Raw genomic sequence first — 24,776 nt, forward strand, 5'->3', positions numbered from 1 at the left:
CCCCGCCGCCGTCCCCGACACGATCAGGTCGGCGCGGTCGCGGGTGGCCTCGATCAGCAGCGCGTTCCGCCCGTCGACCTCGGAGGCCCAGGCGGAGGCCGCCTCGGGGGCACGGCCGAAGGAGACGTGGCGGTCGACCAGGCGCTCGAAGCGCTCGGTCTCGGGAGTCGCGCAGAACCAGGCCTCGTCGAACTCGGCGCGCAGCAGCGCCCACGGGCCCTCGTCGACGAGGAGGTAGTTGCCCTCCAGCACGACGAGCGACGCGGAGGGGTGCACGGCCAGCGCGCCGGCCACTCCCTCGTCGACGGTGCGCTCGAAGGTGGGCGCGTAGACGACGTGGTCGGTCTCGGCGCGCAGCCTCCGCACCAGGGCGAGGAAGCCCCAGCCGTCGAACGTGTCGAGGGCGCCCTTGCGGTCGTGGCGGCCGAGCTCGTCGAGCGTGGCGTTGGCGAGGTGGAAGCCGTCCATCGGCACGAAGGCAGCGGTCCCCTCCCCCGCGAGCTCGTTCGCGCGGGTGACCACGGCCCGGGCGAGCGTGGTCTTGCCTGCCCCGGGGCTCCCGGCGATCGCGACGATCGCGCGGCGGCCCGGCGAGGTCAGCGCGAGCGCGCGCCCGGCCAGCTCGTCGAGGCCCGGCCGCGCCGCGTCGGGCGCGACCTCGGTCTCAGGCCTCGCCACGGCTGCTCTCCAGCGCGTTCACCAGGAAGCCGTGGGCGTGGCGGGCGAGCGCGGGGCCGTCGTTCCAGAGGTTCCGCCACACGGCGAGGTCGTTCGAGAGGGTCGGCGAGACGACGGCCGACGAGAACGACTCGAAGGTGATGGGTCCGCGGTAGTCGATCGCGGCGAGGGCGTGGAAGAACGTCGTGAAGTCGAGGTGGCCGCTGCCGAGGTAGCCGCGGTGGTTCTCGCCGATGTGGACATACCCGAGACGATCCCCGACCAGCAGCACCGGGCGGAAGAAGTCGTCCTCCTCGATGTTCATGTGGTACGTGTCCAGGTGGATCAGGACGTTGTCGGCGCCGATGTCGTCGGCGAGGCGCAGGGCGTCCGCGGCGGTGTTGATGACGTTGGTCTCGTAGCGGTTGCAGATCTCGAGGCCGAGGGTCATGCCCTTCGTCGAGGCCTCGGCGGCGAGGTCGGTCAGCACCGAGACGACGTTCGCGCGGCCCGCGGCCGAGAGGGGCGCGCTGTACTTGCCGAGCGCGCTGTAGAGGGCGCCGGTGAAGTGGGTGCCGCCGAGCGCGTGGGTGGTCTCGAGGGAGTCGGCGAGCAGCTTCGCGCCGCGGGCCACCACCTCCGGGTCGTCGCTGGAGACGTCGGCCGAGAAGGCGAGGCCGCGCGAGCAGACGATGCCGAGGTCGTTCACCTCGAGGGCGGCGCGGGCGGAGGCGGTGTCGAGGTTCTGCACGTCGTGCAGCGAGAGCTCCAGCAGGTCGAATCCGGCCGCCTTGGTCTGCTCGATCGTCGCAGTCACTTCGTCGGGGGTGGTGCCGCCGGCGAAGACGAGGGCGTGCACTCCGAGAGGGTTCGTGGTCATGGTGGTGCTCCTTGGTTCGAGAGGTTCAGGGGAGGCGTCGGGCCGCGGGGTCGGTGTCGAGCAGGTCCGCGAGGAACGCGTGACCGGAGGTCGCGAGGGCGACGGGGTCGTGCCAGAGCTCGCGCCAGAGGCCCATGCCCTCGGCCGAGGCCGGGGGCTGGACGGCGGGCGAGAAGCTCTCGAGGGTCAGCGGGCCGCGGTAGCCGGAGTCGGCGAGCGCCGCCGCGAGCCCGGTCCAGTCGGTGCTCCCGGTGCCCAGCTCTCCGCGGTGGTTCTCGGAGGCGTGGAGGTAGCCGAGCAGGTCGCCGGCGTCGCGGACGGCGCTCGCGAGGTCGACCTCCTCGAGGTGGGCGTGGAACGTGTCGAGGTGCAGGAGCACGTTCGGCGCGTCGAGCTCGCGGAGGAACGCGGCGGTCTGGGCGGCCGTGTTCAGCAGGTTGCTCTCGTAGCGGTTCACGTACTCCGCTCCGACGACGACGCCGGCGGGAGCGGCGGCCGCGGCGACCCGCCGCAGCACGTCGAGCGAGCGCGAGCGGGCAGCCATGTCGGCCGCGTGCTCGTACTTGCGCATGGCGGAGTAGGTGACTCCGCCGACGTACCGCGCGCCGATCGCCTCGGCGAACCGCACGGCCGCCAGCAGCCGCTCCTCGCCGCGGCCGGCCGTGGCCTGGTCGGTGATGTCGGAGTCGGCGTCCAGCGCGAGCGAGACGACCGCGTCGATCCCGTGCTCGTCGAGCAGGTCGGCGGTCCACGCGGAGGCGTCGGGGTCGGCGGGAGCCGGGATCTCGATCAGGTCGAAGCCGATCGAGGCGGCGGTGCCGATCGCGCGGCGCCCCGACTCCGGCGTCCAGTCTCCGACGAGCAGGCCCGCGTGGACCCCGATCGGCGACGAGCGCTCCGTGCTCCCGCGGTGCAGGAACTCGGGGTGCATCAGGCGGCCTTCGCGCCCGTGATCAGCGAGACGAGCTCGTCGCCGCTGGTCTCGGCGGTGCGGCGGCCGGCGACGGCGAGGCCCGCGCGCATCACCCACACCTGGTCGCTCAGGCGCATCACCTGGTCGAAGTTGTGGCTGATCAGCAGCACGGCCACTCCGGCGTCGCGCAGCTTGAGGATGATCTTCTCGACGCGCGCCGTCTCCTGGACGCCGAGCGCCGCGGTCGGCTCGTCCATGATCACGATCTTGCTGCCCCAGCCTGCAGCCCGGGCGATCGCGACCGCCTGGCGCTGGCCGCCCGAGAGGCGGCGGACCTTGCTGGTGACCGGCGGGACGTTCACGGCGAGGTCGCCGAGAAGCTCCTGGGCCGTCTTCTTCATCTGCGTGCGGTCGAGGAACCGCACCCCGGGCACGCCCTTGGTGAGCTCGCGGCCGAGGAAGAAGTTCTGCCACACGGTCAGGTCCTCGACCAGGGCGAGGGTCTGGTGCACCGTCTCGATGCCGCCGTCCCGCGCGCCGAGCGGAGTGGTGAAGTGCACCACGTCGCCGTCGAGGGTGATGGTGCCGGAGTCGGCGGGGTGCACCCCGGAGAGGCAGCGGACGAGGGTGGACTTGCCCGCGCCGTTGTCGCCGATCAGGGCGGTGATCTCGCCGCGGCGCATCGACATCGACGCTCCCTTGAGAGCGTGGACGCCGCCGAAGGACTTCTTGATGTCCCGCGCTTCGAGCAGGATGTCGCTGGTCATGGCTGGGCTCACTTCTTCTGGTAGCGGGTGATGAGGGCGGCGAGCACGACCACCAGGCCGACGGCGAGGGGCTGGTAGAACTGCGAGACGCCGAGCAGGGTCAGGCCGTTGGTCAGCGCGGTCAGGAGGAACGCTCCGATGATCGGGCCGACGATCTTGGCCTTGCCGCCGGTGAGGCTCACTCCGCCGAGCACGACGGCCGCGATGGAGTTGAGCAGGTACTGCGTGTTGATGGCCGGCTCCGCGGCGCCGACGCGGGCGACGAGGAGGAGCGAGCCGACTCCGGCGAGGACGGCGGCGATGATGTACACCGCGATGCGCACGCGTCCGGCCTTGATGCCGTTGGCGACCGCGCTCTCCTCGTTGCCGCCGACCGCCTGCACGTGCAGGCCGAAGCGGGTGCGGAACATGACGACCCAGGCGACGACTCCGATGACCGCGGCCAGGATGATCGGGTAGCCGATGATCCCGATCGAGCCGGTGGTGAGGCGGAGCAGCTCGGGGCTGCCGACCGTGATCGGCTTGCCGTCGGAGACGATCAGCGCGAGGCCGGTCGCCACCGAGAGCGTGCCCAGTGTCGCGATGAAGTCGGTGACCTTGCCCTTCGCGATCAGGAAGCCGTTGATCACTCCGATCAGCCCCGCGAAGAGCAGGGCCGCGAGCGCCGAGAGCCAGAAGCCCCAGCCGGCGCTCCAGCCGATGCCGAAGCCGACCGCTCCGACGGTCATCGTCGCCGAGATCGAGAGGTCGATGCCGCCGGTGGTGATGACGAAGGACTGGCCGATCGAGAGGATGACCAGGATCGCGGCGGCGACGAGCATCGCCTTGATGTTGCCGAGGCTGAGGAACGTCGGCGTCGCGATCGAGAACACGATCACCAGGGCGACGAGCCCGATCGGTGCGGCGTTCTCGGCCCAGAAGCTGAGCTGACGGAGGTTCGCCAGCAGCGGGGAGGCGCTGGCCGGGGGTCGGGCGGTGACTGAGGTCATGGTCGCTTCCTGGGTTGCCATGGGCGGGAGGTCCTACTTGCTGGGGACGAGCGCGGCGAGCGGGTTGTCGAACTCCTCGAACGGCTGGGGGAAGGCGCCGAGGGCCTGCTCCGCGGTCTCGGAGGTCACGAGTGCGGTGGGCGACTCGATCTCGGCGGGGATCTCCTCGCCGGCGCCGACGGCCTCGCACGCCTGCACGCCGAGCTGGCCGATCGCGTAGGGGTACTGGGCGACGGTGGCGGTGAGGCCGCCGTCCTTCACCGACTGCAGCGCGTCCTCGTTGCCGTCGACGCTGACCACCTGGACGGAGCCGGTGAGGCCCGCGTTCTCGACGGCCTTGACGATGCCGAGGCCCATGTCGTCGTTCGCGGCGAAGAACGCCTTCACGTCGGGGTTCGCGGCGAGGATGTCGGTCGCCTTGGTCAGCGCGACCTCGCGCTTCCAGTCGGCCGCGGCCTCCTGGACGACGGTGAGGTCGGAGCCGATCGCGGCGGTGAAGCCGTCGACGCGGGCGGCGCTGGTGACGTCTCCCGAGACTCCGCCGATGACGGCGACCTCGGAGCCGGCGGGCAGCTGCTGCAGGAGGAAGTCGCCGGCCTTGCCGCCCGCGGCCTCGTTGTCGGTGCCGATGTAGGTGGTCACGTCGAGGTTCGCGGCCTCGACCGCGTCGGGGTCGAGCGGGCTGTCGATGTTGACGATCGTCTTGCCGGTGGCGGAGGCGAGGGCCTGCACCAGGTTCGTGCCGCTGATCGGGTTGACGATGAGGCAGCCGAAGTCCTGGCCGGCGACGGTGGTGAGCTTGTCGGCCTGGCCGGTGGTGTCGCCGATGTCGGCGGCGGCCTGCACCGAGACGTCCACGGAGTCGTCCTTCGCGGTGTCCTCGATGCCGTTCTCCATCGCCTGGAAGAAGGGGTTGTCGAGGCCCTTGATGACCGCGGCGACCTTGGTCGATCCGGAGCCGCCGGCGGCCGTGTCGCCACCCGAGGCGCAGCCGGTGAGGAGGAGTGCGAGGGCGCCGACCGGTGCGAGAACCGGGAGGAGGCGGCGTGCTGTGCGGTTCATCGTCATCCTTGAGGATCAGTGGCACCACTGCGTGCCGGTGTGTGAAAACTACCCGGGCTTTCGCGTTACCGCAATACGAAAGTCGGGGAACTTCAGGTTTCCCGTCGGCAGGCATGTACGCTGACCGTGACAAGAGGGGGAGCGATGACGGGGTACTCCACCGGCGAGGCCGGTTCGCACGTGGCCGACGTCCTCGCGCTGTTCCGCGAGCAGGGCGAGGTCTCGCGCAACGCGGTGATGGAGCAGACGGGGCTCTCCCGCTCCACCGTCAACCAGCGCCTCGCGACCCTCGTGGAGCTCGGCCTGATCGCCCCCACCACCGGCGGCGAGTCGACCGGCGGGCGCCCCTCGAGCATGTTCGCGATGAACCTGGTCGGCACGGTGTTCCTCACCGCCGACATCGGGGCGAGCGGATTCGTCGCCGCCGCCTGCGACCTGCGCGGCACCCCCCTCCGGCACGAGAGCGGCGTCGTCGACGTCTGGGAGGGACCGGACGCCGTGCTCTCGCTGGTGCTCGCCGCGTTCGAGCGGCTGCAGCAGGGCGACGCGGTCGCCGGCATCGGCGTCGGAGTCCCGGGGCCGGTCGAGTTCGCCGCCGGGCGCGTGCGCAATCCGCCGATCATGACCGGCTGGGACGACTTCGACATCGCCGGCTACTTCGCCCAGCCGTACGAGGGCGTGCAGGTCGTCATCGAGAACGACGCGAACGCCCGCGCCCTCGCCGAGTCGCGCCACCACGGCTCCGACAACCTGATCAGCCTGAAGCTCGGCACCGGCATCGGCTCGGGCCTCGTCTTCAACGGAGCGACGATCCGCGGAGCCGTCGGCGCGGCCGGCGACATCGGCCACACCCGCGCGGTCACGGGCACGGTCGACGCGGATCCGCTGCCCTGCCGCTGCGGCAACGCCGGCTGCGTGGAGGCGTACGCGAGCGGCTGGGCCCTCGTCCGCGACCTCTCGGCCGACGACCCCTCGATCAAGCACGTCGCCGACGTCACGGCCCGCGTGCTCCGCGGCGACATGCGCGCCACCCAGGCCGTGCGCCAGGCCGGCCGCGTCCTCGGCGAGGCGGTCGCCGACCTCGTCAACATACTCAACCCGCGGACGATCGTGATCTCGGGCCAGCTCGGCGACTGCGGCGAGGTGCTGATGTCGGGCCTGCGCGAGCGCGTCTACCTGCGCACCCACCCGCTCGCCACGCGGCACCTGACCATCCACACATCGGACCTGGGCGAGCTGGCCGGCGTGATCGGCCTCGCCCTGACGACAGCCGACCAGGTCTTCAGCCGCGAGCGCTTCGACCGCGAGGCGAGCGCCGAGAGCCCCCGCGCGGCGGCCGCCGCGAGCTGAGCGGGAGCGGGTTCAGTGACGCAGGGTCGCGGTGATCCGGCAGAGCACCTGGACGTGGGACGGGGCCTCGGGGTTCACCTTCTCGGCGACCGCCTCGACCTCCCATCCGGACGCCATGAGCGCGGCGACCTCACCGCACAGCCAGTCCGGCACCCATCCGATCCGCTCGCCGGACACCGAGGCCACCTCGTAGGCCTCCGGGTTGCGGAGGTTCGAGGCGTCGGGCACGAGGACCAGCCCATCGCCCTGCTCGAGAGGCAGCACCGGAAGCGGGAGCTCGGCCCGATGGCGGACTCCCGACACGAAGAAACGACTGATGAGGGTCTGCGCGGTGCGGAGAGGCTTCTCCACGACATGGAAGGTGTCGGTCGCTCGCGCCGCGCCGGTCCGGACCATGATCTCGACGGGGAGGTCGGGAGACGCCGCCTCGAGACCGAGCCACCCCAGGTACTCCTCGTACGAGCCGCGCTCGGACGACATCACCCTGTTGGCGAAGAACGGCGGAAGGGACGAGCTCCGGTACTCCGCGTCCACACGGGGGAACTCCGCGAGCGGGAAGAAGTCCTCGTCGGCGACAGCCGCCGGCTCGTACCGGAAGAGGAAGCCGTCGACCCCGACGGACAGCACCGCCGCGCGGAGGAACCGGCGAGTACGAGGGTTCTGCCAGACGAGCAGCAGCTCGCGGACACCAGGGGTCGGACGCGGCGCCGGTCGATCAACGAGGAGAGTCATCGAGGATCCTCCTCCGTGTCGCTGCCAGCAGTCCTTCCGTGAAACTAGCGCACGTCTCCGACATCAGGGTCGGAGGAACCGCCGCGAGGACCTCGCGGACCGCAGAGGGATCGACCGCTCGGAGGCGAGCAGGCCAGAACGCCTGCGCCTCCGGAGAGGCCGCCGCGAGGGCCTCCGCTGCGAGGTCGACCAGCAGCGGTCTCCCGGCGAAATGGTAACTCCTTCCTCTCCGCACCCACCGGTCGAAGAGAGCCTCATCGGCGAGGCAGGCGGCGCGCTTCTCCTCGGTCTCCTGGAACCCGAGGGCGTTGCCGTGATCGAACGAGGGCGAGAGGGTCCGATGACCGCGTCCGGCGATGACGGCCCAGTTCTCGTCGTGTCGATCCCGTCCAGCTACCCAGGCATCGAACAGCAGGTAGCCCGCCCACACGTCGAAACCGCTCAGTCCGGCGACGGCGTCGAAGCCTGCAGGAGCGTCGACGCCGTCGAGAGCACGTCTCACCGCATCGACGGTGTAGCGGTCGTTGGGCCGCCTCCGAGCGTGGTCGTAGTGGCGATCGGAGTGGCGCAGCAGGCTGTTCCCGATCTCGAGGCTCTGGATCTGCTCGCGCTCGATGACGTTCCTCGACATGATTCCGCGCCGACCGCCCACCGTCGCAGGTCGGATCTCCGCGCACGGGACGTCGAGCATCCGCGCGAGATGGAACGACACCCACTCCGCCCAGTCCTCACCGCGGGTCTCGTCTCCTCGCTGGCGGGCGAACTTGAAGAGCCACAGATCGCCGTCGGCGACGAGCCAGAACTTCTCCTTCGTCCCCATCGGCTCGTCCGACCACCCCTCGTCGAAGGCGCGCTCGATGGTCGTCGACTCCCACTTCGGCTGCATCCGGTCACGGTAGCCCGCGTGCTGCCGGCCGCGGCGGTCCTGTCGCGTCTCGCGGCCGCGACCCCCTCCGCCCCGCGCACTGTTACGCCCGGCGACGAAGGGTTACGCCGGGCGACGCGGGCCGGGACGGGCGGGCCCGCGGTGCTCCATCATCGTGTCCGGGACGACGCGGAGAGGCCGCGGCCGCCCGACCCGTCCGAAGGAACGCGATGATCCGGCTCGAGCAGCTCAGCAAGTCGTACGGTCCGGCGACCGTGCTCGACCGCCTCGACTTCTCGGTCGCGACCGGCGAGATCTTCGCCGTCGTCGGCCCGAGCGGCGCGGGCAAGAGCACGCTCGCCGCCTGCGTGAACCTCCTCGAGCGGCCCACCTCGGGCACGGTCGTCGTCAACGGAGAGGCGCTCTCGCAGCTCTCGGAGGAGCGGCTGCGCGTCGCCCGCCGTCGCATCGGCACCGTCTTCCAGTCCGACGGACTCTTCAGCCGCCGCACGGCCGAGCAGAACGTGGCCCTTCCGCTGGAGTACCTCGGCGTCACCGCCGCCGAGACGAAGCGCCGCGTCGCGGAGCTGCTCGAGCGCGTCGGCCTCTCGGACCGCGCGCGCTACTACCCGCACCAGCTCTCCGGCGGTCAGCGCCAGCGCGTCGGCATCGCCCGCGCGCTCGCCCTCCGCCCCTCGGTGCTGCTCTCGGACGAGGCCACCTCGGGCCTCGACCCCGCCTCGACCACCGCGATCACCACGCTCCTGAAGGAGCTGCGCGACGACCTGGGCCTCTCGATCCTCTTCATCACCCACGAGATGGAGACGGTGCGCCAGGTGGCCGACTCCGTCGCCCGCCTCGACCACGGCCGCATCGTGGAGTCGGGGCGCCTCGTCGACCTGCTGCGCGACCCCGCGTCCCCGCTCGGCCTCGCCCTCAACCCGGTGCGCCCCTCCGTCGCGCCCGGCCCGGGTCTGGGCGAATGGGTGGTGGGCTACTCCCGCTCCGGAGTGCCGACCGACTGGGTCACCCGGCTCGCGGAGGCGGTCGGCCCCGTCTCGCTGCTCGGCGCGGCGATCGAGACGGTGGACGGGCAGGCGGTCGGCCACGCGACGATCGGGCTCGGCCCGGTCGACGAGGCGCGGCTCACCCGTGCGGCGGCCGAGCTCGGCCTGTCGGTCCGGCCCGCCGGCGTGCGCGTCCTCGCCGAGGAGGTGGCGGCATGATCCTCCACCTCGACAACAAGGTCCCGCTCGAGCAGATCCCCGCGCTGGTGCTGCCGGCGCTCGGCGAGACGCTGATCATGGTCGGCATCGTCATGGCGATCGTGGTGCTGGTCGGCGTGCCGCTGGGCGCTCTCGTGCACAACCTCGCTCCGGGCGGGCTGGCCGAGAACCGGGCCGCCCACCAGGTGCTCAGCGCCGTCATCAGCGTCGGCCGCTCGCTGCCGTTCCTCATCCTGATGGCGTCGATCATGCCGTTCACGCGCCTGATCACCGGCACCAACATCGGGATCGCGGCCGCCGTCGTGCCGATGTCGATCGCGGGGATCGCCTTCTTCACCCGGATCGTCGAGAACGCGCTGCGCAGCGTGCCGCTCTCGCTCACCCGCGTCGCCCGCGCCTCCGGAGCGTCGCGGCTGCAGGTGGTGCGGACCGCCCAGCTGAGCGAGGCGGTGCCGCAGATCATCGGCGGCCTGACGATCAACACGATCGCGATGATCGAGTACTCGGCGATCGCCGGCACGATCGGCGCCGGCGGCATCGGCTACGTCGCGGTGACCTACGGCTACCAGCGCTTCGACACCACCGTCATGCTCGCCACCATCGTGATCCTGGTCGCCACCGTCGCGACCGTGCAGCTCACCGGCGACGCCCTCGTCCGCGCGACCACGCCCGGCGCCTCCCGCTCGCGGCGAGCGCCGCGGGTCGCGGCCGCCGTGTAGAACCACCACTCCTCCTGCGCCCTCGGGCGCCCCTCCCGCGCGCCCGCGCACCCCCTCTTCGAAAGGCACCGCCATGTCCACTCCCGACGACCTCGGATTCGATCTCAAGAAGAAGCGCCGCTGGCCCTGGATCGCCGGAGCGGCCGTCGTCGTGGTCGGCGTAGCCTCCGCGATCGCCGTCCCGCTCCTCTCCCCCGCCGTCTCGGCCAACGAGCAGGAGGGCGCGACGCTCTACGTCGCGACCGCCGAGGGCAACGCCTCCGAGCAGGCCCTGGTCGACTTCGTCGCGAAGGAGGTGGCGCCGCGCTACGGCATCACCGTCGCCTTCAAGGGGCTCTCCGACAGCAACACCATCAACCGCGCGGTGAGCGAGGGCGAGGTCGCGGCCACGGTCTATCAGCACAAGCTCTGGCTGGGACAGGTGCTCGAGGCCAACCCCGACTTCGAGGAGGAGGCGGCCACCCCCGTCTTCCGCTGGGGCTTCGGGCTCTGGAGCGACAAGTACTCCGACGTCTCCCAGATCCCCGACGGCGGCACGGTCTCGCTCTACTCCGACCCCGCCAACGAGGCGCAGGGCCTCTGGCTGCTGCAGAACGCCGGCCTGATCACGCTGAAGCCGGGCACGGAGCCGGGCACCGCGACCCAGGACGACATCGCCGAGAACCCGAAGAACCTGCAGTTCACGCTGCTCGACTTCGCCGCCCAGTCGCGCGCCCTGCCGGACCTCGACGCGGCCGTCGGGTACACCGAGTACTACCTCGCCGCCGGCATCCCGATCGAGCAGCAGATCTTCGCCCCGCAGGCCCCCGACGACTTCGCCGGGCAGCTCACCATCGGCTCGAAGTACCGCGACACCGAGAACGTGAGGAAGCTCGTCCAGGCCTTCCAGGATCCGGCCGTGCAGGAGTTCCTCGCCACGGACGAGACGGTGAAGGGGATCCTGCTGCCGATCGACGGCTGAGCAGGGCCGGAGCGACGGGGTCGCCTGAGGAGTCGCGCGCGGCTTCTCGGGCGACTCGGCGTCTGCGGACGTAGCGTGGGCTCATGAACACGTTCACTCTCCACAACGGTGTCGAGATCCCCGCCCTCGGACTCGGCGTCTTCCAGACTCCGCCCGACGAGACCCGCGCCGCCGTCGCCGCCGCGCTCGACGCGGGGTACCGGCACATCGACACGGCGGCGGCCTACGGCAACGAGCGCGAGGTGGGCGAGGCGATCGCCGGCCGCGACGACGTCTTCCTCGAGACGAAGGTGTGGATCAGCGACTACGGCTACGACGAGACGCTGCACGCCTTCGACAAGAGCGCGGGCAAGCTCGGCGTCGAGCGGATCGACCTGCTGATCCTGCACCAGGCCCTGCCCGAGGCCTTCGACCGCACCCTCGACGCCTACCGGGCGCTCGAGCGGCTGCTCGCCGACGGGAGGGTGCGGGCGATCGGCGTGAGCAACTTCATGGTCGAGCACCTCACCCGCCTGCTCGCCGAGACCGACGTCGTCCCCGCGGTGAACCAGCTCGAGGTGCACCCGTACTTCCAGCAGCGGCGGGTCGAGCGCTTCGGCTGCGAGAACGACATCCTCACCCAGGCCTGGTCGCCGATCGGCGGCATCACCGCCTACCGCGACTCCCCGCGCCGCAGCTTCGACGACCCGGTGCTCCTCGAGCTCGGCGCCAAGTACGGGAAGACGGCCGCGCAGGTGATGCTGCGCTGGCACCTCCAGGAGGGCCGCCAGGTCATCCCCAAGTCGACCCGCCCCGAGCGCATCGCCGAGAACATCGACGTGTTCGACTTCGCGCTCTCCGGCTCGGAGCTCGCCCGGATCGACGCCCTCGAGGCCGGCGTGCGCGGCGGACCGGAGCCCGAGGCCGTCACGCTGGAGGCGTACGGCCGCGACATCCCCGAGGCGTGAGGAAGGCGCCCGCGACGGGAACACCGGAGCCGTCGCGGGCGTTGCCCTCACCATGAGCGTTCCCCTCTCCATCCTCGACCTCGCCCCCATCGCCCCCGGTGAGACCGCTCGCGACAGCTTCGCCGCCTCCGTCGCCCTGGCCCAGGAGGCCGAGCGGAACGGCTACCGCCGCGTCTGGTACGCCGAGCACCACAACATGGCGAGCATCGCCTCCAGCGCGACCTCGGTGCTCATCGCGCACGTCGCCTCGCAGACCTCCACGATCCGCCTCGGCTCCGGCGGCGTCATGCTGCCGAACCACTCCCCGCTCACCATCGCCGAGCAGTTCGGCACCCTCGAGACGCTGCACCCGGGCCGGATCGACCTCGGGCTCGGCCGCGCCCCCGGCAGCGACCAGGCGACCTTCCGCGCGCTCCGCCGCGACCCCGACTCCTCCGAGCGCTTCCCGCAGGACGTGCTGGAGCTGCAGGCCTTCCTCGCCGGCGAGTCCCGCATCCCCGGAGTGAGCGCGACGCCCGGTGCCGGCACCCGCGTCCCCCTCTACATCCTCGGCTCCTCGCTCTTCGGCGCGCAGCTCGCGGCCGCGCTGGGCCTGCCGTACGCGTTCGCCTCGCACTTCGCTCCGGACGCGCTGCACCAGGCCGTCGCGGAGTACCGCCGCGGCTTCCGCCCCTCCGAGCAGCTCGACGCGCCCTACGTGATCGCCGGGATGAACGCCATCGCCGCCGACACCGAGGAGGACGCGCAGGAGCAGTTCGCGCAGATGAAGCGCGCCCGCCTGATGATGCTGCTGCGCCAGAGCGGGCAGATCCCCGTCGGCCAGACCTTCGACGACGAGGAGCTCGACGCCCTGCTCAGCGCGCCGATCGGCGCCCACGTCGCGAGCATGACCACCTACACCGGTGTCGGCACCGGCGACCAGGTGGCCGACTACACCGCCGACTTCGCCCGCTCCGCCGACGCCGACGAGGTCATCGTCGCCCACGCGTCGCTGCAGACGGAGGCGCGCCTGCGCTCGGTCGCGCTCCTCGCGCAGTCGAACGCGCGCGTCGCCGCCTGACGGGCGGGCGGCCCAGTCCGTCGACGCCGCCGCACGGGCCCCGTGCGCGACCGGGGCCGCGCATCGGCGGGCGTGCGGCGCGCATCGGCGGACTCCTGCGAAAGTGAGCCTCTAACGGGGGCCACCTCTCGGGGCACGACCCTGGGAGGAGCGCGTCCGCGGTGCCAGGCTGAGCCCTGTGTCGACGATGACGGGCAAGCGGCGTGAGCCCGGGGACAGCCCTGCGCGGTCGGCGGCCCTGCTGCTGCGGGTCTGCGCGGGCGACCGGACCGCCTTCCGGCAGCTCTACTCGCTCACCGCGGGCCGGGTCGTCTCCGTCGCGGACGCCGTGCTCGACGACCGCGCCGCCGCCGAGGAGGTCGCGCAGGAGGTCTACCTCGAGCTCTGGCGCACCGCGCGCTCGCTCGACCCGGGCCGTCCCGTGCTCGCCTTCCTGGCCCAGGTCGCGCACCGCCGTGCCGTGGACCGCGCCCGTGCGGACCGATCGGCGCGGCGCCGGGAGCTGCAGTACACGGTCCTCGACCGGCCGCGCGATCACGAGTGGGAGCGCTCGGACGTCCGGCTGGCCCTGGCGCCCGCGGCCGGCGCGATCCGGCAGCTCGCCGCCATCCACCACGACGTCCTCTACCTCGCCTACGTCCGCGGGTACAGCCACTCCGAGATCGCGGAGGAGCTGTCGATCCCGCTCGGCACCGTCAAGACCCGGCTTCGCGACACCCTCATCCGCCTGCACACGCACCTGCAGTCAGCCGGCCCGGCGGATCCGGACGGCAGACCGGGACGGCGCATCCGGCACTGACCGGTGGGGCGGACGCCTCTACGCGACCGGGGTCGCACGCTTCTGGACCGTGTCCGGCCCGCTCAGCCCGCCTGCGTCGCGCCCGAGACCGCGAGCCCGACGATCACCGTGAGCACCGTCGTCCACAGCGCGATCGCGACGCCCTGCCAGAGCAGGATCCGCCCGCGGCCGACTCCGGCGCCCGCCAGCATCACCGCGGTGAAGTGCGTCGGGAGCAGCAGCGGCCCCAGCAGGCTCACGCCCGGGACGCCGTAACGGGTGAAGGCCCGCTGGAACTTCTCGCGCCGCGGAGTCGTCCGCTTCGCCTCCGAGCGGCCCGTGATCGCCGAGCGGACGCCGGTGCCCAGCAGCACGAGCAGCGCCACGCAGACGAAGTTGCCGATCGCCCCCGCAAGCCCGGCGACGACCGGGTGGATGCCGCCGATGATCCCGATGCTCGCCGCTCCCTCGCCCTCGATGAAGGGGACGGCCCCGGCCGCGGCGACGACGAGGGGCTGCACGAGCTCGGGAACGCGGCCGATCAGGTCCTGGAATCCGAGGATCGCGTCGCTGATGATCGTCATGGTCGTGCCTTCCGGTTCGTGGCCCCGGCTCTCGGGACTCCTCCATCCGACCGTGTCCGCGCCCGCTGCGGCAGTGCCGCCGGGTCACCGCGTCCCGGGAGGATCGACGGCCCGAGGGGTGACAAGTGTCATGGTCGTAGCCTGGGCCGCATGGTGAACTCGACCGAGGCGGATCCGCCCGTGCGCGCGGGCCGCGGCGTCGCCGTGACCTGGTGGTACACCCTCGCGTCGGCCGCCTCCTTCGTGGTGATCGTCCTGGCCGTCTGGTCCGTGGCGGTGCTGAGCGCCGAGGCCGAGGAGTGGCGGAAGGGCGCCTACTTCCTGGGTGCGGCCGCCTGGGTCGCGGTGTTCTCGCCGACCGCGCTCGCGTACCGGCGCGCCGACCGCGAGGGCCCGGTGCGCCTCCGGGCTGTGCCGACCCTGGTCTTCGGCCTCGGAGTGGCGGCCGCGGCGCTCACCGGCACGGCCGCCGGGAGCCTCGCGCTCGGGCTCTCGCTCGCCGCGACCCTGGTCGCCGTGCTGCCCTGGCAGAGCGGGGTGCGGCTCCGGGTGATGGTGCTCTGCACGATCGTCCTCGCGGTCGCGGCGGTGCTCGAGCAGACACGCGCGGCGCCGGACGCGTCGGCCGCGCTCTCGACCCTCCTGCTGTTCGCGACGCTGCTGCCCCTGACGGTCGTCAGCGCGCTGTGGTGGTGGGACATCGTCCGCGAGCTCGACCGGGCGCGCGCCGCCGAGGGCCGACTCGCCGCCGCGCAGGAGCGCCTGCTGCTCGCCGGCGACGTGCACGACCTCCAGGGGCACCACCTCCAGGTGATCGCGCTGCAGCTCGAGCTCGCCGAGCGCCTCCTCGGCAGCGACCCGGAGGCCTCTCTCGAGCAGCTGCGCGCCGCCCGGCGCTCGGTCGACGGCGCCCGCACCGGCACCCGCGAGCTGGCGACGCGCTTCCGCAGCGTCCCGCTCGCCGACGAGCTGGCCAACGCTGCCGACCTGCTCCGCTCGGCCGGGCTCCGCGTCGAGCTCGAGGTCGACCCGGCGGCGGCTCACGCGCCGGCCGAGACGCTCGGGCCGGTGGTCCGCGAGACGACGACCAACATCCTCAAGCACGGCGGCGGCTCCAGCGCGCGGCTGCGGCTCGCGCGGGAGCAGGACGAGTGGCGGTTCGAGGCGGTGAACGACCTGGCACCGGACGCGGAGGAGGCGGACGGGACCGGCTCGGGCGTCCTCGGCATGGCGGAGCGGGTCGAGCGCGCGGGCGGGACACTGCGCGCCGGGGCGGTCCGCCGCTCCTTCGAGCTGGACGCGCGCCTGCCGGTGGGGAGCGACTCGTGATCCGGGTGCTGATCGCCGACGACGAGGACATGATCCGCACGGCGCTGGCCGCGCTCCTCCGCCTCGAGGAGGACCTCGAGATCGTGGGCGAGTGCCGCGACGGCGAGCAGGCGGTCGCGGAGGCGCTGCGCCTGCAGCCCGACGTGTGCCTCTTCGACGTCGAGATGCCCGGGCTCGACGGGATCGAGGCGGCGGAGCGGCTGCGCCGGGTCTCGGCGACGCGCGTCGTGGTCGTCACCCGGCACGCGCGGCCGGGGGTCCTGCGGCGAGCGCTCGGAGCGGGCGTCAGCGGCTTCCTGCCGAAGTCGCGCCGGGTCGAGGACGTCGCCGAGGTGATCCGCCAGGTCGCGAGCGGACGCCGCTACGTCGATCCGGAGATCGCCGCCGACGCCCTGGCGAGCACGCGCAGCCCGCTGACCGACCGCGAGCTCGACGTGCTCAGCGCCGGCTCCCGCGGCGAGACGATCGGCGAGATCGGCGCGGCGCTGCACCTCTCCTCCGGCACCGTTCGCAACCACGTCTCGTCGATCCTGCGCAAGCTCGACGTCGACACCCGCCAGCGCGCGGTCATCGAGGCCCGCGAGCGCGGCTGGATCTGAGCGCGGGCGCCGCGACGGCAGCCACTACGCAGGAGTCGTCGCACTCGCGCTCGAGTGCGACGACTTCCGCGTTCTCGCGAGCGGTGCCCGTCAGGCCGTCGGCGTCCAGATCCGCATCGTCGACGGTCCGCGGTTCGCCCAGCGGTGGTACGGCCGGAACTCCGCCTCGAAGCGGCGCCCCTCCTCCACCGGCACGGAACCGTAGGGCCAGCCGGGAGCCGCCTCCCGCGCCACGAGGGACACGCGCGCTCCCTCCGCCGTCACGACGGGCGGCACCGAGGCGTCGACCGCGATGTGCTCGGTGTCCAGGCCCTCGGGCAGGTCGAGCGACTCGATCGCCAGCACGAACGGCCCGCGCTCGAGGGCGACCTGGCCGCGCACCGCGTCGATCCGGGGATGCGGGGCGACGAAGCGGGCCGTCATCGGCAGCGAGAGCCGCACGGTGTCGCCGGCGGAGAACGCCCGGCGGACAGTGACGGTCGGCGTCGAGACCGGCTCGCCGTCGAGCAGCGCCGAGCCCCGCGCGAACGGCGGCACCCGCAGCGTCAGCGCGAACTCCGCGTCCTCGAGGATCCGCACGACGATCTCGCCGTCGGCCGGGTACTCCGTCTCGACGCGCAGCGCGACGCCTCCGGTGCGCACCTCGTACGCGCCGTACTGGTGGAGCTGCACCCCGTCGTCGGTAGCGGTCGCGAAGCCGAGCTCCACGCTCGCCAGGGTGCGGGCGGTGTTGGTCGGGCAGCACGAGACCCAGAACCAGGGCGCGCGGAGGCTGGACTGCGCGCGGTCGGTCTCGCGCGACTCGTCCGGAGCCACTCCGTCGACGCGCTGCTGCAGCGTGTTCGTGTAGAAGAAGGCGCGGCCGTCCTCGCGGGTCGCGGGGAGCACCGCGTTCAGCAGCGTCCGCTCCATCAGGTCCGCGTAGCGGGGCTCGTTCGAGCCGAGCAGGAGCCGCCAGCTGAGCATCGTGGAGCCGATCGCCGCGCAGGTCTCGGCGTAGGCGCGGTCCGGCGGCAGCTCGTAGTCGGCGCCGAACGCCTCGTCCTGGTGGTGCGAGCCCATCCCGCCCGTGACGTAGGTGCGCCGCTCGACGGTCGCCTCCCACTGGCGGCGGACCGCCTCCTCCAGCTCGGCGTCGCCGGTCTCGACCGCGACATCGAGAGCCCCGGAGGCGAGGTAGAGGGCCCGCACCGCGTGGCCGCGCAGCACCTCCGCGTCGCGCACGGGCACGTCGTCCTGGAAGTACTCGGCGCCGAACGCGATCGGCTTCAGCGTCCCCGTCCCGCGCCGCTCCACGAACAGGCGGGCCAGCTCGAGGTAGCGCTCCTCCCCCGTCGCCCGCGCCAGCTCGGCGAGCGCCGGCTCGATCTCGGGGTGGCCGCACACGGCGACCCTCCCCTCGGGCCCGAACTCGCGGTGCACGTGGTCGGCGAGCCGTCGGGCGACCTGCGGCAGGAGGTCGTCGTGCCCGGTGCGCAGCCGCGCCACGGCGGCCTGGATCAGGTGCCCGAAGCTGTACAGCTCGTGGCCCCACTCCAGGTCGGAGTAGCGCGCACGCTGGCCGGGCCGGCCGAAGCTCGTGTGCAGGTAGCCGTCCGGGTCCTGGGCGGAGGCGACCCGCGAGACGAGGTCGTCGTACCGCTCCTGCAGCCCGGCGTCGTCGCTCCGGCCGAGCTCCCAGGCCATGGCCTCGAGGAGCTTGTAGACCTCGGAGTCCACGAACTCGATGCCCGCGTGCGCGTCGCCGCTCTCGGCGGACGAGATCGAGCCGTCGGCAGCGCGGTCGAAGTTGCCGGCCCAGCCGACGCGCTCGATCCACGAGCGGCAGTGCTCGATGACGGCGGAGGAGTTGAGGTCCTGGTAGTGCTTCCAGAAGCCGCCGGTGAGGCGGATCTCGTCCTGGCGCAGCGGCCGGAGCACGCTCCGCGAGGGGGCGACCGGGCCGCCGAGGGCGGTGGCGGTGGGGGCGGTGAGGGTCACGGTGTCTCCTTGGAGGGACGGGTCAGTCCTTGACGGCGCCGGCGGTGACTCCCGCCGAGACGTACCGCTGGGCGACGACGAGGAGGACGGCGGCCGGGAGCGAGGCGACCACGGCGGTCGCCATGATCGAGTTCCACTCCTGGTTGTTGTTGCCGATGTACTTGTAGATGCCGAGGGTGATCGGCTGGAGCTTCCCGCCGCTGTCGAGCGTCGAGGCGAAGATGAAGTCCGACCAGGCCCAGAGGAACGCGAACAGCGAGACGGTGACCACGGAGTTGCGGCTGATCGGCATGATCACCGAGGTGAAGGTGCGCCAGGCGCTCGCTCCGTCCATCCGCGCCGCCTGGGTGAGCTCGTCGGGGATCCCCGACATGAAGGCCGTGAAGATCAGCACGCCGAACGGCACCGCGATGGTGGAGTCGGCCACGATCAGGCCCGGGATCGAGTTGAGCAGCCCCAGGTTGAGGTAGATGGCGTAGAAGCCCATCGCCATGATGATCGCCGGGATCATCTGCGCGATCAGCAGCACGAACGAGAGGGCCTGCCCGCCGCGGGGCCGCAGCTTCGCCAGCGAGTAGGCGGCGGGAGCGGCGATCGCCACGGTCAGCAGCACCGTGCCGAGGCCGACGACGAGGCTGGTGCCCAGGTAGGGCAGCTGCTCGCTCAGCACCGCCTGGTAGCCGGTGAACGTGGGCGAGAACGGGAACCAGTCCGGCGGATCCTTCCGCATCGAGCCGGTCGGAGTGAGGGAGACGTTGATCATCCAGTAGACGGGGAACAGCATGACCGCCGTGAGGGCGATCCCGACCACGGTCAGGTACCAGGGGCGGCGCGCGGTCACGAGTCGGCCTGCTTCCGCTGGACCCGGATGTACACGAGGCCGAAGACGAGGGCCAGGATGATCAGCAGGTTGCCGACGGCCGCGGCCGGTCCGAAATCGGGCAGCATCGAGCCGAAGCCGAGCTGGTACGTCCAGGTGGCGAGCGTGGTCGAGGAGTCGGCGGGGCCGCCCTTCGTCATGATCCAGATGATGTCGAACACCTTCAGCGTGTAGACGAGGCCGAGCAGGATCGTGATCGCCGACACCGGCCGCAGCAGCGGCAGCGTGATCCGCCAGAACTGCTGGGCGCCGGTCGCGCCGTCGAGCGAGGCCGCCTCGTAGAGGTCCTGCGAGATGTTCTGCAGGCCGGAGTAGAGGATCACCAGGTTGAACGGGATGCCGATCCAGATGTTCGCGATCAGGACCGCGATCAGCGAGGTGGTCGGCGAGGTGAGCCAGTTGATCTGGCCGATCCCGAACGACTCCAGGAACGCGTTCACGATGCCGGAGTCGCTGTTGAGCATCCACGACCAGGTCGAGGCCGAGACGATCAGCGGCAGGAGCCACGGCACCAGGAACAGTGCCCGGAGCGTGCTCGCCAGCGGGAAGCGGCGGTAGAAGAACACGGCGAGCGCCAGCCCCAGCGTGAACTGGAAGAGGAGCGAGACGCCGGTGAAGACCGCCGTGTGCAGCAGCGCCGGACCGAAGGTCGCGTCCTGGAACACCTGGACGTAGTTGTCGAACCAGACGAAGGGCGCGTTCCCCTGCACGAACGAGCGGACCGTGTAGTCCTTCAGGCTCAGCTCGAGGTTGCGGTAGAGCGGGAACGCGTAGAAGACGAGCAGGTAGGCGACGAGCGGGGCGAGGAACGCCCACGCGACCAGACGGCCGCCTTCGGGTCGCCAGCGGCGCCGACGGCTCTCGGCGGCCGGGGCGGGCGGGGCCGGCGGCTCGGTGCCGCGCCGCAGGAGGCGGGCGGTCTCGGTGGCAGTGGTCATGGTCTCTCCCGTCCCCCCGGCCGGTGCGCGGAGCACCGGCCGGAAGGACCTCGTTCGGGGAGCGGGAGCCCCCGGTCGTCCTACTTCGTGGCGGATTCGGCGGCCGACTGGGCGGCCTTCAGGGCGTCCTCGGGAGACTGCGAGCCGCTGAGCACGGTCTGCACCGCGCCCCACAGCTGCTCCGAGATCTTCGGGTACTTCGTGCCGAGATCGTCCGAGGTGCGGCCCTTCGCGGCCTGCACGGCGGTGACCCACGGCTCGAGGTCGGCGTTGCCGGCGACCTGCTCCTGCTGCGCCTCGGCCGTCGGCGCGATGTACGAGAGCGTGTTGTCGGTCGTGACCAGGCTGCTCGTCGAGGTCAGGCACTCGGCGATCTTCTTCGAGGTCTCGTAGCGCGCCGTGTCCGACTGCACCGGGAGGGTGAGGAACTCGCCTCCGGTCGGTGCGGGGGCCGCTCCGCCGTCCTTCGACGGGATGGTCAGGACGCCGTAGTCGATGCCCGAGGCCTTCGCGTTCGCCAGCTGCCAGGTGCCGTTCTCGCCGAACGCGTACTCGCCGGTCTCGAACTCCTGCCAGCTCGTGGTCTGCGTGTTGCCGATCACGGAGTTGGGCGCGTAGCCCTTCTCGAGCCAGTCGCTCCAGAGCGAGACGGCGTCGACCGCGGCGGGCGAGTCGAGGTCGGTCAGCTCGGCGCCGGAGCCCCAGAACCACGGCAGGAACTGGAAGGTCCCCTCCTCCGTGCCGATGCCGGAGAACGTGATGCCCTTGCCACCGGAGGCGGTGACCTTCTCGAGCGCGTCGGTCAGCCCGGCCCAGTCGGTGATGGAGGCGGCGTCCACGCCGGCCTTCTCGAGCACGGCCTTGTTGTAGTACAGCGCGAGCGTGTTGGCGCCGATCGGCACGCCGAAGGTGTCGCTGCCGGTCTGGCCGGCCGCGAGGATGTTCGCGTCGATCCCGTCGGTGGAGAGCCCGGAATCGGCGGTCGTGGTCAGGATGCCCGACTCCGCGAGCGTCGAGACCACGGGGTTGTCGACGAGCAGGAGGTCGGGCGAGTTGCCCTGCTGGCCGGCGAGCAGCGCCTTGTTGGTCAGGTCGGTGGTGTCGTAGCCGGTGCGCTCGACGGTGACGCCGGCCTCGGTCCCGCAGGAGTCGATGAGCTTCGCCCAGTCGGACGACTCGTCGAACTGGGGGTACGGGTCCCAGAACGTGTAGCTGCCTCCCGCGGCGGAGCCGGAGTCTCCCCCGGAGCCGCTCGCGCAGCCGGTCAGTGCGGCGGCGGCCGTCCCCAGCAGGACGGCGGCGGCGAGGCCCCGAGCGTGCTTCCTCGTCTTCACGGATGATCCCTTCGTCGTTGACGGATTCCTCGGCAGTCGTCCCGATCGTCTGCGCCGGGCCGAAACTACTTTCTGTCGGGTAAACCTAGGCAGGGGCGGTCAGCGCGTCAAGAGATGCGACCTTTTCGGTCTTTTCGGTTTTTCGCCGGAGTCGTGCGAGGATCGACGCGGCGGCCCGCCGGGCCCGGAACGGAGGCGCGGTGCCACCACGCAAGCCCACCGGCACCATTACGCTCACCGACGTGGCGGCCGCCGCCGGCGTCTCGATCGCCACCGCCTCCAAGGCGCTCAACGGCCGCGACCAGGTGCGCGCCGAGACCCGCCAGCGCGTGCTGGACGCCGCCGAGGCCCTCTCCTTCACCCCGAACCCGTTCGCGCAGGCCCTCAACTCCCGGCGCACGGGCACCATCGGGATGCTCACCAACGACCTCGACAACCGCTTCGTGCTCCCCGTGCTGCTCGGCGCCGAGGACGCGTTCGGCGCAGGATCGACGTCGGTGCTCCTCTGCGACGCCCGCGGCGACTCGATCCGCGAGCAGCACCACATCAAGAACCTGCTCGCCAAGCGCGTCGACGGGATCGTGGTGCTCGGCCGGACGACGAACCCGCGCCCCTCGATCACCCGCACCATCCCGGTGCCGGTCGTCTACGCCTACGCGCCCTCGGAGGATCCGCGCGACTCCTCCTTCACGCCCGACAACGTGCAGGCCGGCGTCCTCGCCGCCCGCCACCTGATCGAGCGCGGACGGACCAGGATCGCCCTCGTCAACGGCGAGCCGAGCTACACCGCCGCGCACGACCGCGCCCGGGGCGTCGAGCAGGCGCTGACGGAGGCGGGGCTGCCGCTGGTCGGCGGCGGCGTCCTCTTCGGGCAGTGGTCCGAGAGCTGGGGCCGCCAGTGCGCGGAGACGCTGCTGCGCGCGCATCCGGACCTCGACGCGATCATCTGCGCGAGCGACCAGATCGCCCGCGGCACCCTCGACCACCTGCGCGAGACCGGCCGGCGGGTGCCGCAGGACGTGGCCGTCGTCGGCTTCGACAACTGGGACCTCCTCGTCGAGGCCGCCCGCCCGCCGCTCTCGAGCATCGACATGATGCTCGACACGCTCGGCCGCGCCGCCGCGGAGGAGCTCTCGAACGCGATCCACGGACGTCCGACCGCGGGGGTGCAGGCCATGCCCGTCCGCCTCGTGCCGCGGGAGTCCTCCGGCTGACGCCCCCGCCCTCCGCGAGAACGCGGAGGACACCGCCTGCTCAGCGGTGTCCCGACCCTCGGAGCGGCGTCTCGACGCACGAGCGGGCCAGCGCGCATCGGCGAGGACACCGGAGGGACGGGCGGAGCGCGATCGAGGGCGCAGACGTGCGCCGGACCCCTCGGGAGTCCGGCGCACGGCGTGGCGATGATCAGCTGCCGGTGATCAGCCGGGATCAGCTGCCGGTGCGCTCACTGCGGCGTCGGAGGGTGAGGATCAGACCGCCGCCGACCAGGGCGAGCAGGCCCAGCACTCCGGCGGTCGCCGTCGCTGCGGCGTCCACTCCGGTCGAGGCGAGAGCCGGACCGCGGGGACCGTTCGACCCGGACACGGGAACGACCGCGGCTTGGGAGGGCGCCGGTCGCGGCGCTGTGGTCGCGGTCGGAGTGGGCGAGGCCGTGGGCGTCGCGGTCGGCGTGGGGGTGGGGGTCGCCGTCGGCGTGGTGGTGGGAGTCGCCGTCGGAGCCACGGTCGGGGTCGCCGTCGGCGTGGTCGTGGTCGTCGGCGTGACCGTCGGAGCCACGGTGGGCGCGATCGTCGGAGTCACCGTCGGAGTGACGGTGGGCGCGATCGTCGGAGTCACCGTCGGAGCCACGGTGGGCGTGACCGTCGGAGTCACCGTCGGCACGACGGTGGGAGTCACCGTCGGGGTGACGGTGGGAGTCACGGTCGGCGTGACGGTCGGGGTGACAGTGGGTGTGACCGTCGGCGTCACGGTCGGCGCGACGGTGGGGGTCACGGTCGGCGTGATGGTCGGGGTCACCGTCGGAGTGACCGTGGGCGTCGCGGTCGGCGTGACCGTGGGCGTCACGGTCGGCGTGACCGTGGGAGTCACGGTCGGCGTGACGGTCGGGGTGACAGTGGGTGTGACCGTCGGCGTCACGGTCGGCGTGACCGTCGGGGTCACGGTGGGCGTGACCGTCGGGGTCACGGTGGGCGTGACCGTCGGCGTCACGGTCGGCGTGATGGTCGGAGTCGCCGTCGGCGACGGTCCGCCGTCGGAGGGCTCGCAGCCCGGCTCGGTGAAGTCGTTGGAGTCGAGCGTCACCGCTCCCGAGCGGGCCAGTGCGCGGCCCTCGACGGAGACGCCCGTCGTCACCGTGATCGAGGCCGAGGCGAGCACGGAGCCCACGAAGTCCGAGTCGGTGCCGAGCGTCGCGGAGCTGCCGATCTGCCAGTAGACGTTGCAGGCCTGCGCTCCGTTGATCAGGGCCACCGTGCTCGACGACGCCGTCGTCAGCATCGACGCGGCGCGGATCACGAAGACCGCCTCGTTGACGCCCTCCGCGTCGAGCGTGAGCGTCCCCGTCACTCCGACCGGTCCGGCCGCGGTGTAGACCCCGGGCTTCAGCGTCCTGCCGCCGATCTCGGCGTCGATCTGCGCGGTCGTCGCCTGCGAGGCGAGCTGTCCGTAGGCGGTGCCCACGTCGGCCTGGGCCTGGGCCGCCTCCGCGTCTCCGCGGTGGATCACTCCGTCCGTCCGTCCGGGCGGGAACCCGGTGACGGCGGTCAGCGGGCTGACCCCGACGCTCTGGTCCAGGACGCTCGACCCCGTGTTCGTCACGGTCGACGCGGCCAGGACGGAGTAGTCCTCCGCCGTGCCGAGGTCGGGAGCAGTGGCCGCCTGCACCGAGACGCCGGCGAAGAGCGCGGCGCCGACGACGGCGAGGACGACACCCGTCCCGATCGCCCTCTTCTGCGGTCCTGCCGATGACGGCGGAGCGAGGTACGAGAGGACACGTGCGGCATGAGGCCAGCGATCTGCCCACGTCAGCGTGAGCTCAATAACCCGAGGTGGGAGGCTCGAACCGTGGGTCGCGCTCCTCGCCCGCGTCTACGCCGCGACCCTGACGGGGGGCAGGATCCGCCGACGGCGTCCCCCGACCCGGGACATGCCCGCCACCGGAGTCCTCGCGCCGGTGACGGCGGACCCGGCCGGCGGAGCGGATCAGCGGTGACGCCCGCGGCACCCG

Annotated in this window: 24 protein-coding genes; 10 read left to right on the forward strand and 14 right to left on the reverse strand. The window is 72.2% G+C overall.

All coding sequences use genetic code 11. From position 1 onward, the window contains the following. From C5B92_RS05160 to C5B92_RS05185, 6 genes are all read right to left on the reverse strand, one after another. Positions 1-678, reverse strand: a 678-nt coding sequence (locus C5B92_RS05160; RefSeq protein WP_104350121.1) for a nucleoside/nucleotide kinase family protein, incomplete at its 3' end; no start/stop codon positions are given. Then, on the reverse strand, positions 665-1,537 hold the full coding sequence (locus C5B92_RS05165; RefSeq protein ID WP_104350122.1) for a sugar phosphate isomerase/epimerase: 873 nt from the start codon (positions 1,535-1,537) through the stop codon (positions 665-667). The genes C5B92_RS05165 and C5B92_RS05160, both read right to left, overlap by 14 nt. 25 nt (positions 1,538-1,562) lie before the next feature. After that, a complete protein-coding gene (locus C5B92_RS05170) occupies positions 1,563-2,468 on the reverse strand; it encodes a sugar phosphate isomerase/epimerase (RefSeq protein WP_104350123.1) in 906 nt (301 codons plus the stop codon). Next, on the reverse strand, positions 2,468-3,217 hold the full coding sequence (locus C5B92_RS05175; protein WP_104222715.1) for an ATP-binding cassette domain-containing protein: 750 nt from the start codon (positions 3,215-3,217) through the stop codon (positions 2,468-2,470). The genes C5B92_RS05170 and C5B92_RS05175 overlap by 1 nt, the downstream gene beginning before the upstream one ends. Before the next feature lie 8 nt (positions 3,218-3,225). Continuing rightward, positions 3,226-4,206, reverse strand: coding sequence for an ABC transporter permease (locus tag C5B92_RS05180; RefSeq protein WP_104222714.1), 981 nt, complete (start codon positions 4,204-4,206; stop codon positions 3,226-3,228). Positions 4,207-4,239: 33 nt separating this feature from the next. After that, complete coding sequence (locus C5B92_RS05185; RefSeq protein WP_104222713.1) at positions 4,240-5,268, reverse strand: substrate-binding domain-containing protein; 1,029 nt, start codon at positions 5,266-5,268, stop codon at positions 4,240-4,242. A gap of 144 nt (positions 5,269-5,412) precedes the next feature. On the opposite strand from C5B92_RS05185, the gene C5B92_RS05190 reads away from it, so the two are divergent. Then, positions 5,413-6,618 carry an ROK family transcriptional regulator gene (locus tag C5B92_RS05190; protein ID WP_104222712.1) on the forward strand — a complete coding sequence of 402 codons (1,206 nt, stop codon included), beginning with the start codon at positions 5,413-5,415 and terminating at the stop codon, positions 6,616-6,618. 12 nt (positions 6,619-6,630) lie between these two features. On the opposite strand, the gene C5B92_RS05195 is transcribed toward C5B92_RS05190, so the two are convergent. Together C5B92_RS05195 and C5B92_RS05200 are read right to left on the reverse strand one after the other, a co-directional pair. Further along, complete coding sequence (locus tag C5B92_RS05195) at positions 6,631-7,350, reverse strand: HIRAN domain-containing protein (RefSeq protein ID WP_146079261.1); 720 nt, start codon at positions 7,348-7,350, stop codon at positions 6,631-6,633. Continuing rightward, positions 7,334-8,236 carry a hypothetical protein gene (locus C5B92_RS05200; RefSeq protein ID WP_104350124.1) on the reverse strand — a complete coding sequence of 301 codons (903 nt, stop codon included), beginning with the start codon at positions 8,234-8,236 and terminating at the stop codon, positions 7,334-7,336. The genes C5B92_RS05195 and C5B92_RS05200 overlap by 17 nt, the downstream gene beginning before the upstream one ends. A 209-nt stretch (positions 8,237-8,445) precedes the next feature. On the opposite strand from C5B92_RS05200, the gene C5B92_RS05205 reads away from it, so the two are divergent. From C5B92_RS05205 to C5B92_RS05230, 6 genes are all read left to right on the forward strand, one after another. Then, complete coding sequence (locus tag C5B92_RS05205; RefSeq protein WP_104222709.1) at positions 8,446-9,441, forward strand: methionine ABC transporter ATP-binding protein; 996 nt, start codon at positions 8,446-8,448, stop codon at positions 9,439-9,441. Next, complete coding sequence (locus C5B92_RS05210; protein ID WP_104222708.1) at positions 9,438-10,160, forward strand: methionine ABC transporter permease; 723 nt, start codon at positions 9,438-9,440, stop codon at positions 10,158-10,160. The genes C5B92_RS05205 and C5B92_RS05210 overlap by 4 nt, the downstream gene beginning before the upstream one ends. A gap of 73 nt (positions 10,161-10,233) precedes the next feature. Then, positions 10,234-11,121, forward strand: coding sequence for a MetQ/NlpA family ABC transporter substrate-binding protein (locus C5B92_RS05215; protein ID WP_104232971.1), 888 nt, complete (start codon positions 10,234-10,236; stop codon positions 11,119-11,121). Between the two features lie 83 nt (positions 11,122-11,204). Then, positions 11,205-12,068 carry an aldo/keto reductase gene (locus C5B92_RS05220; RefSeq protein WP_104222706.1) on the forward strand — a complete coding sequence of 288 codons (864 nt, stop codon included), beginning with the start codon at positions 11,205-11,207 and terminating at the stop codon, positions 12,066-12,068. 52 nt (positions 12,069-12,120) lie between these two features. Further along, entirely contained in the window at positions 12,121-13,128 is a 1,008-nt protein-coding gene (locus tag C5B92_RS05225; RefSeq protein ID WP_104260887.1) for an LLM class flavin-dependent oxidoreductase, read from the forward strand. Positions 13,129-13,315: 187 nt separating this feature from the next. Then, positions 13,316-13,927 carry a sigma-70 family RNA polymerase sigma factor gene (locus C5B92_RS05230; protein WP_258061271.1) on the forward strand — a complete coding sequence of 204 codons (612 nt, stop codon included), beginning with the start codon at positions 13,316-13,318 and terminating at the stop codon, positions 13,925-13,927. A gap of 62 nt (positions 13,928-13,989) precedes the next feature. On the opposite strand, the gene C5B92_RS05235 is transcribed toward C5B92_RS05230, so the two are convergent. Beyond that, a complete protein-coding gene (locus tag C5B92_RS05235) occupies positions 13,990-14,490 on the reverse strand; it encodes a small multidrug efflux protein (RefSeq protein ID WP_104225805.1) in 501 nt (166 codons plus the stop codon). A 150-nt stretch (positions 14,491-14,640) separates the two neighbouring features. On the opposite strand from C5B92_RS05235, the gene C5B92_RS05240 reads away from it, so the two are divergent. Then, the gene (locus C5B92_RS05240; RefSeq protein ID WP_104274109.1) at positions 14,641-15,819 is read left to right on the forward strand and encodes a sensor histidine kinase; all 1,179 of its coding nucleotides are present in this window, start codon (positions 14,641-14,643) and stop codon (positions 15,817-15,819) included. Continuing rightward, a complete protein-coding gene (locus C5B92_RS05245) occupies positions 15,816-16,418 on the forward strand; it encodes a response regulator transcription factor (protein WP_104222701.1) in 603 nt (200 codons plus the stop codon). The genes C5B92_RS05240 and C5B92_RS05245 overlap by 4 nt, the downstream gene beginning before the upstream one ends. A gap of 90 nt (positions 16,419-16,508) precedes the next feature. Here the strand turns inward: C5B92_RS05245 and C5B92_RS05250 are convergent, their stop codons facing one another. The 4 genes from C5B92_RS05250 to C5B92_RS05265 all read right to left on the reverse strand — a co-directional run bounded on the left by C5B92_RS05250 (position 16,509) and on the right by C5B92_RS05265 (position 21,550). Continuing rightward, a complete protein-coding gene (locus C5B92_RS05250; RefSeq protein WP_104350126.1) occupies positions 16,509-18,398 on the reverse strand; it encodes a glycoside hydrolase family 127 protein in 1,890 nt (629 codons plus the stop codon). Between the two features lie 22 nt (positions 18,399-18,420). Beyond that, positions 18,421-19,239 (reverse strand): carbohydrate ABC transporter permease, encoded by an 819-nt coding sequence (locus tag C5B92_RS05255; RefSeq protein ID WP_104222699.1) that lies wholly within the window; start codon positions 19,237-19,239, stop codon positions 18,421-18,423. Then, positions 19,236-20,216, reverse strand: a complete 981-nt coding sequence (locus tag C5B92_RS05260; protein ID WP_104225802.1) for a carbohydrate ABC transporter permease — start codon at positions 20,214-20,216, stop codon at positions 19,236-19,238. Before C5B92_RS05260 ends, C5B92_RS05255 begins: the two co-directional genes overlap by 4 nt. An 80-nt stretch (positions 20,217-20,296) precedes the next feature. Beyond that, the gene (locus C5B92_RS05265; RefSeq protein ID WP_104350127.1) at positions 20,297-21,550 is read right to left on the reverse strand and encodes an extracellular solute-binding protein; all 1,254 of its coding nucleotides are present in this window, start codon (positions 21,548-21,550) and stop codon (positions 20,297-20,299) included. A gap of 200 nt (positions 21,551-21,750) precedes the next feature. Here C5B92_RS05265 and C5B92_RS05270 point away from each other — a divergent pair, with 200 nt between their 5' ends. Then, positions 21,751-22,764 carry a LacI family DNA-binding transcriptional regulator gene (locus C5B92_RS05270; protein WP_104225800.1) on the forward strand — a complete coding sequence of 338 codons (1,014 nt, stop codon included), beginning with the start codon at positions 21,751-21,753 and terminating at the stop codon, positions 22,762-22,764. Positions 22,765-22,978: 214 nt separating this feature from the next. Here C5B92_RS05270 and C5B92_RS17520 read toward each other — a convergent pair whose 3' ends face one another. Further along, positions 22,979-24,433: an ice-binding family protein gene (locus C5B92_RS17520; RefSeq protein WP_219814216.1), complete on the reverse strand. Its 1,455-nt coding sequence runs from the start codon at positions 24,431-24,433 to the stop codon at positions 22,979-22,981. Positions 24,434-24,776: the final 343 nt, after the last annotated feature.

The organism is Rathayibacter sp. AY1A4 (genome assembly GCF_002930955.1).
Taxonomy (GTDB): Bacteria; Actinomycetota; Actinomycetes; order Actinomycetales; family Microbacteriaceae; genus Rathayibacter.

Excerpts from the sequence above, each read along its gene's own strand:
- C5B92_RS05205 (WP_104222709.1), top strand. The coding sequence starts at position 8,446 with ATGATCCGGCTCGAGCAGCTCAGCAAGTCGTACGGTCCGGCGACCGTG.
- C5B92_RS05175 (WP_104222715.1), bottom strand. The coding sequence starts at position 3,217 with ATGACCAGCGACATCCTGCTCGAAGCGCGGGACATCAAGAAGTCCTTC.
- C5B92_RS05215 (WP_104232971.1), top strand. The coding sequence starts at position 10,234 with ATGTCCACTCCCGACGACCTCGGATTCGATCTCAAGAAGAAGCGCCGC.
- C5B92_RS05170 (WP_104350123.1), bottom strand. The coding sequence starts at position 2,468 with ATGCACCCCGAGTTCCTGCACCGCGGGAGCACGGAGCGCTCGTCGCCG.
- C5B92_RS05185 (WP_104222713.1), bottom strand. The coding sequence starts at position 5,268 with ATGAACCGCACAGCACGCCGCCTCCTCCCGGTTCTCGCACCGGTCGGC.
- C5B92_RS05235 (WP_104225805.1), bottom strand. The coding sequence starts at position 14,490 with ATGACGATCATCAGCGACGCGATCCTCGGATTCCAGGACCTGATCGGC.
- C5B92_RS05195 (WP_146079261.1), bottom strand. The coding sequence starts at position 7,350 with ATGACTCTCCTCGTTGATCGACCGGCGCCGCGTCCGACCCCTGGTGTC.
- C5B92_RS05260 (WP_104225802.1), bottom strand. The coding sequence starts at position 20,216 with ATGACCACTGCCACCGAGACCGCCCGCCTCCTGCGGCGCGGCACCGAG.
- C5B92_RS05240 (WP_104274109.1), top strand. The coding sequence starts at position 14,641 with ATGGTGAACTCGACCGAGGCGGATCCGCCCGTGCGCGCGGGCCGCGGC.
- C5B92_RS05165 (WP_104350122.1), bottom strand. The coding sequence starts at position 1,537 with ATGACCACGAACCCTCTCGGAGTGCACGCCCTCGTCTTCGCCGGCGGC.
- C5B92_RS05230 (WP_258061271.1), top strand. The coding sequence starts at position 13,316 with ATGACGGGCAAGCGGCGTGAGCCCGGGGACAGCCCTGCGCGGTCGGCG.
- C5B92_RS05210 (WP_104222708.1), top strand. The coding sequence starts at position 9,438 with ATGATCCTCCACCTCGACAACAAGGTCCCGCTCGAGCAGATCCCCGCG.
- C5B92_RS05220 (WP_104222706.1), top strand. The coding sequence starts at position 11,205 with ATGAACACGTTCACTCTCCACAACGGTGTCGAGATCCCCGCCCTCGGA.
- C5B92_RS05190 (WP_104222712.1), top strand. The coding sequence starts at position 5,413 with ATGACGGGGTACTCCACCGGCGAGGCCGGTTCGCACGTGGCCGACGTC.
- C5B92_RS05180 (WP_104222714.1), bottom strand. The coding sequence starts at position 4,206 with ATGACCTCAGTCACCGCCCGACCCCCGGCCAGCGCCTCCCCGCTGCTG.
- C5B92_RS05200 (WP_104350124.1), bottom strand. The coding sequence starts at position 8,236 with ATGCAGCCGAAGTGGGAGTCGACGACCATCGAGCGCGCCTTCGACGAG.
- C5B92_RS05225 (WP_104260887.1), top strand. The coding sequence starts at position 12,121 with ATGAGCGTTCCCCTCTCCATCCTCGACCTCGCCCCCATCGCCCCCGGT.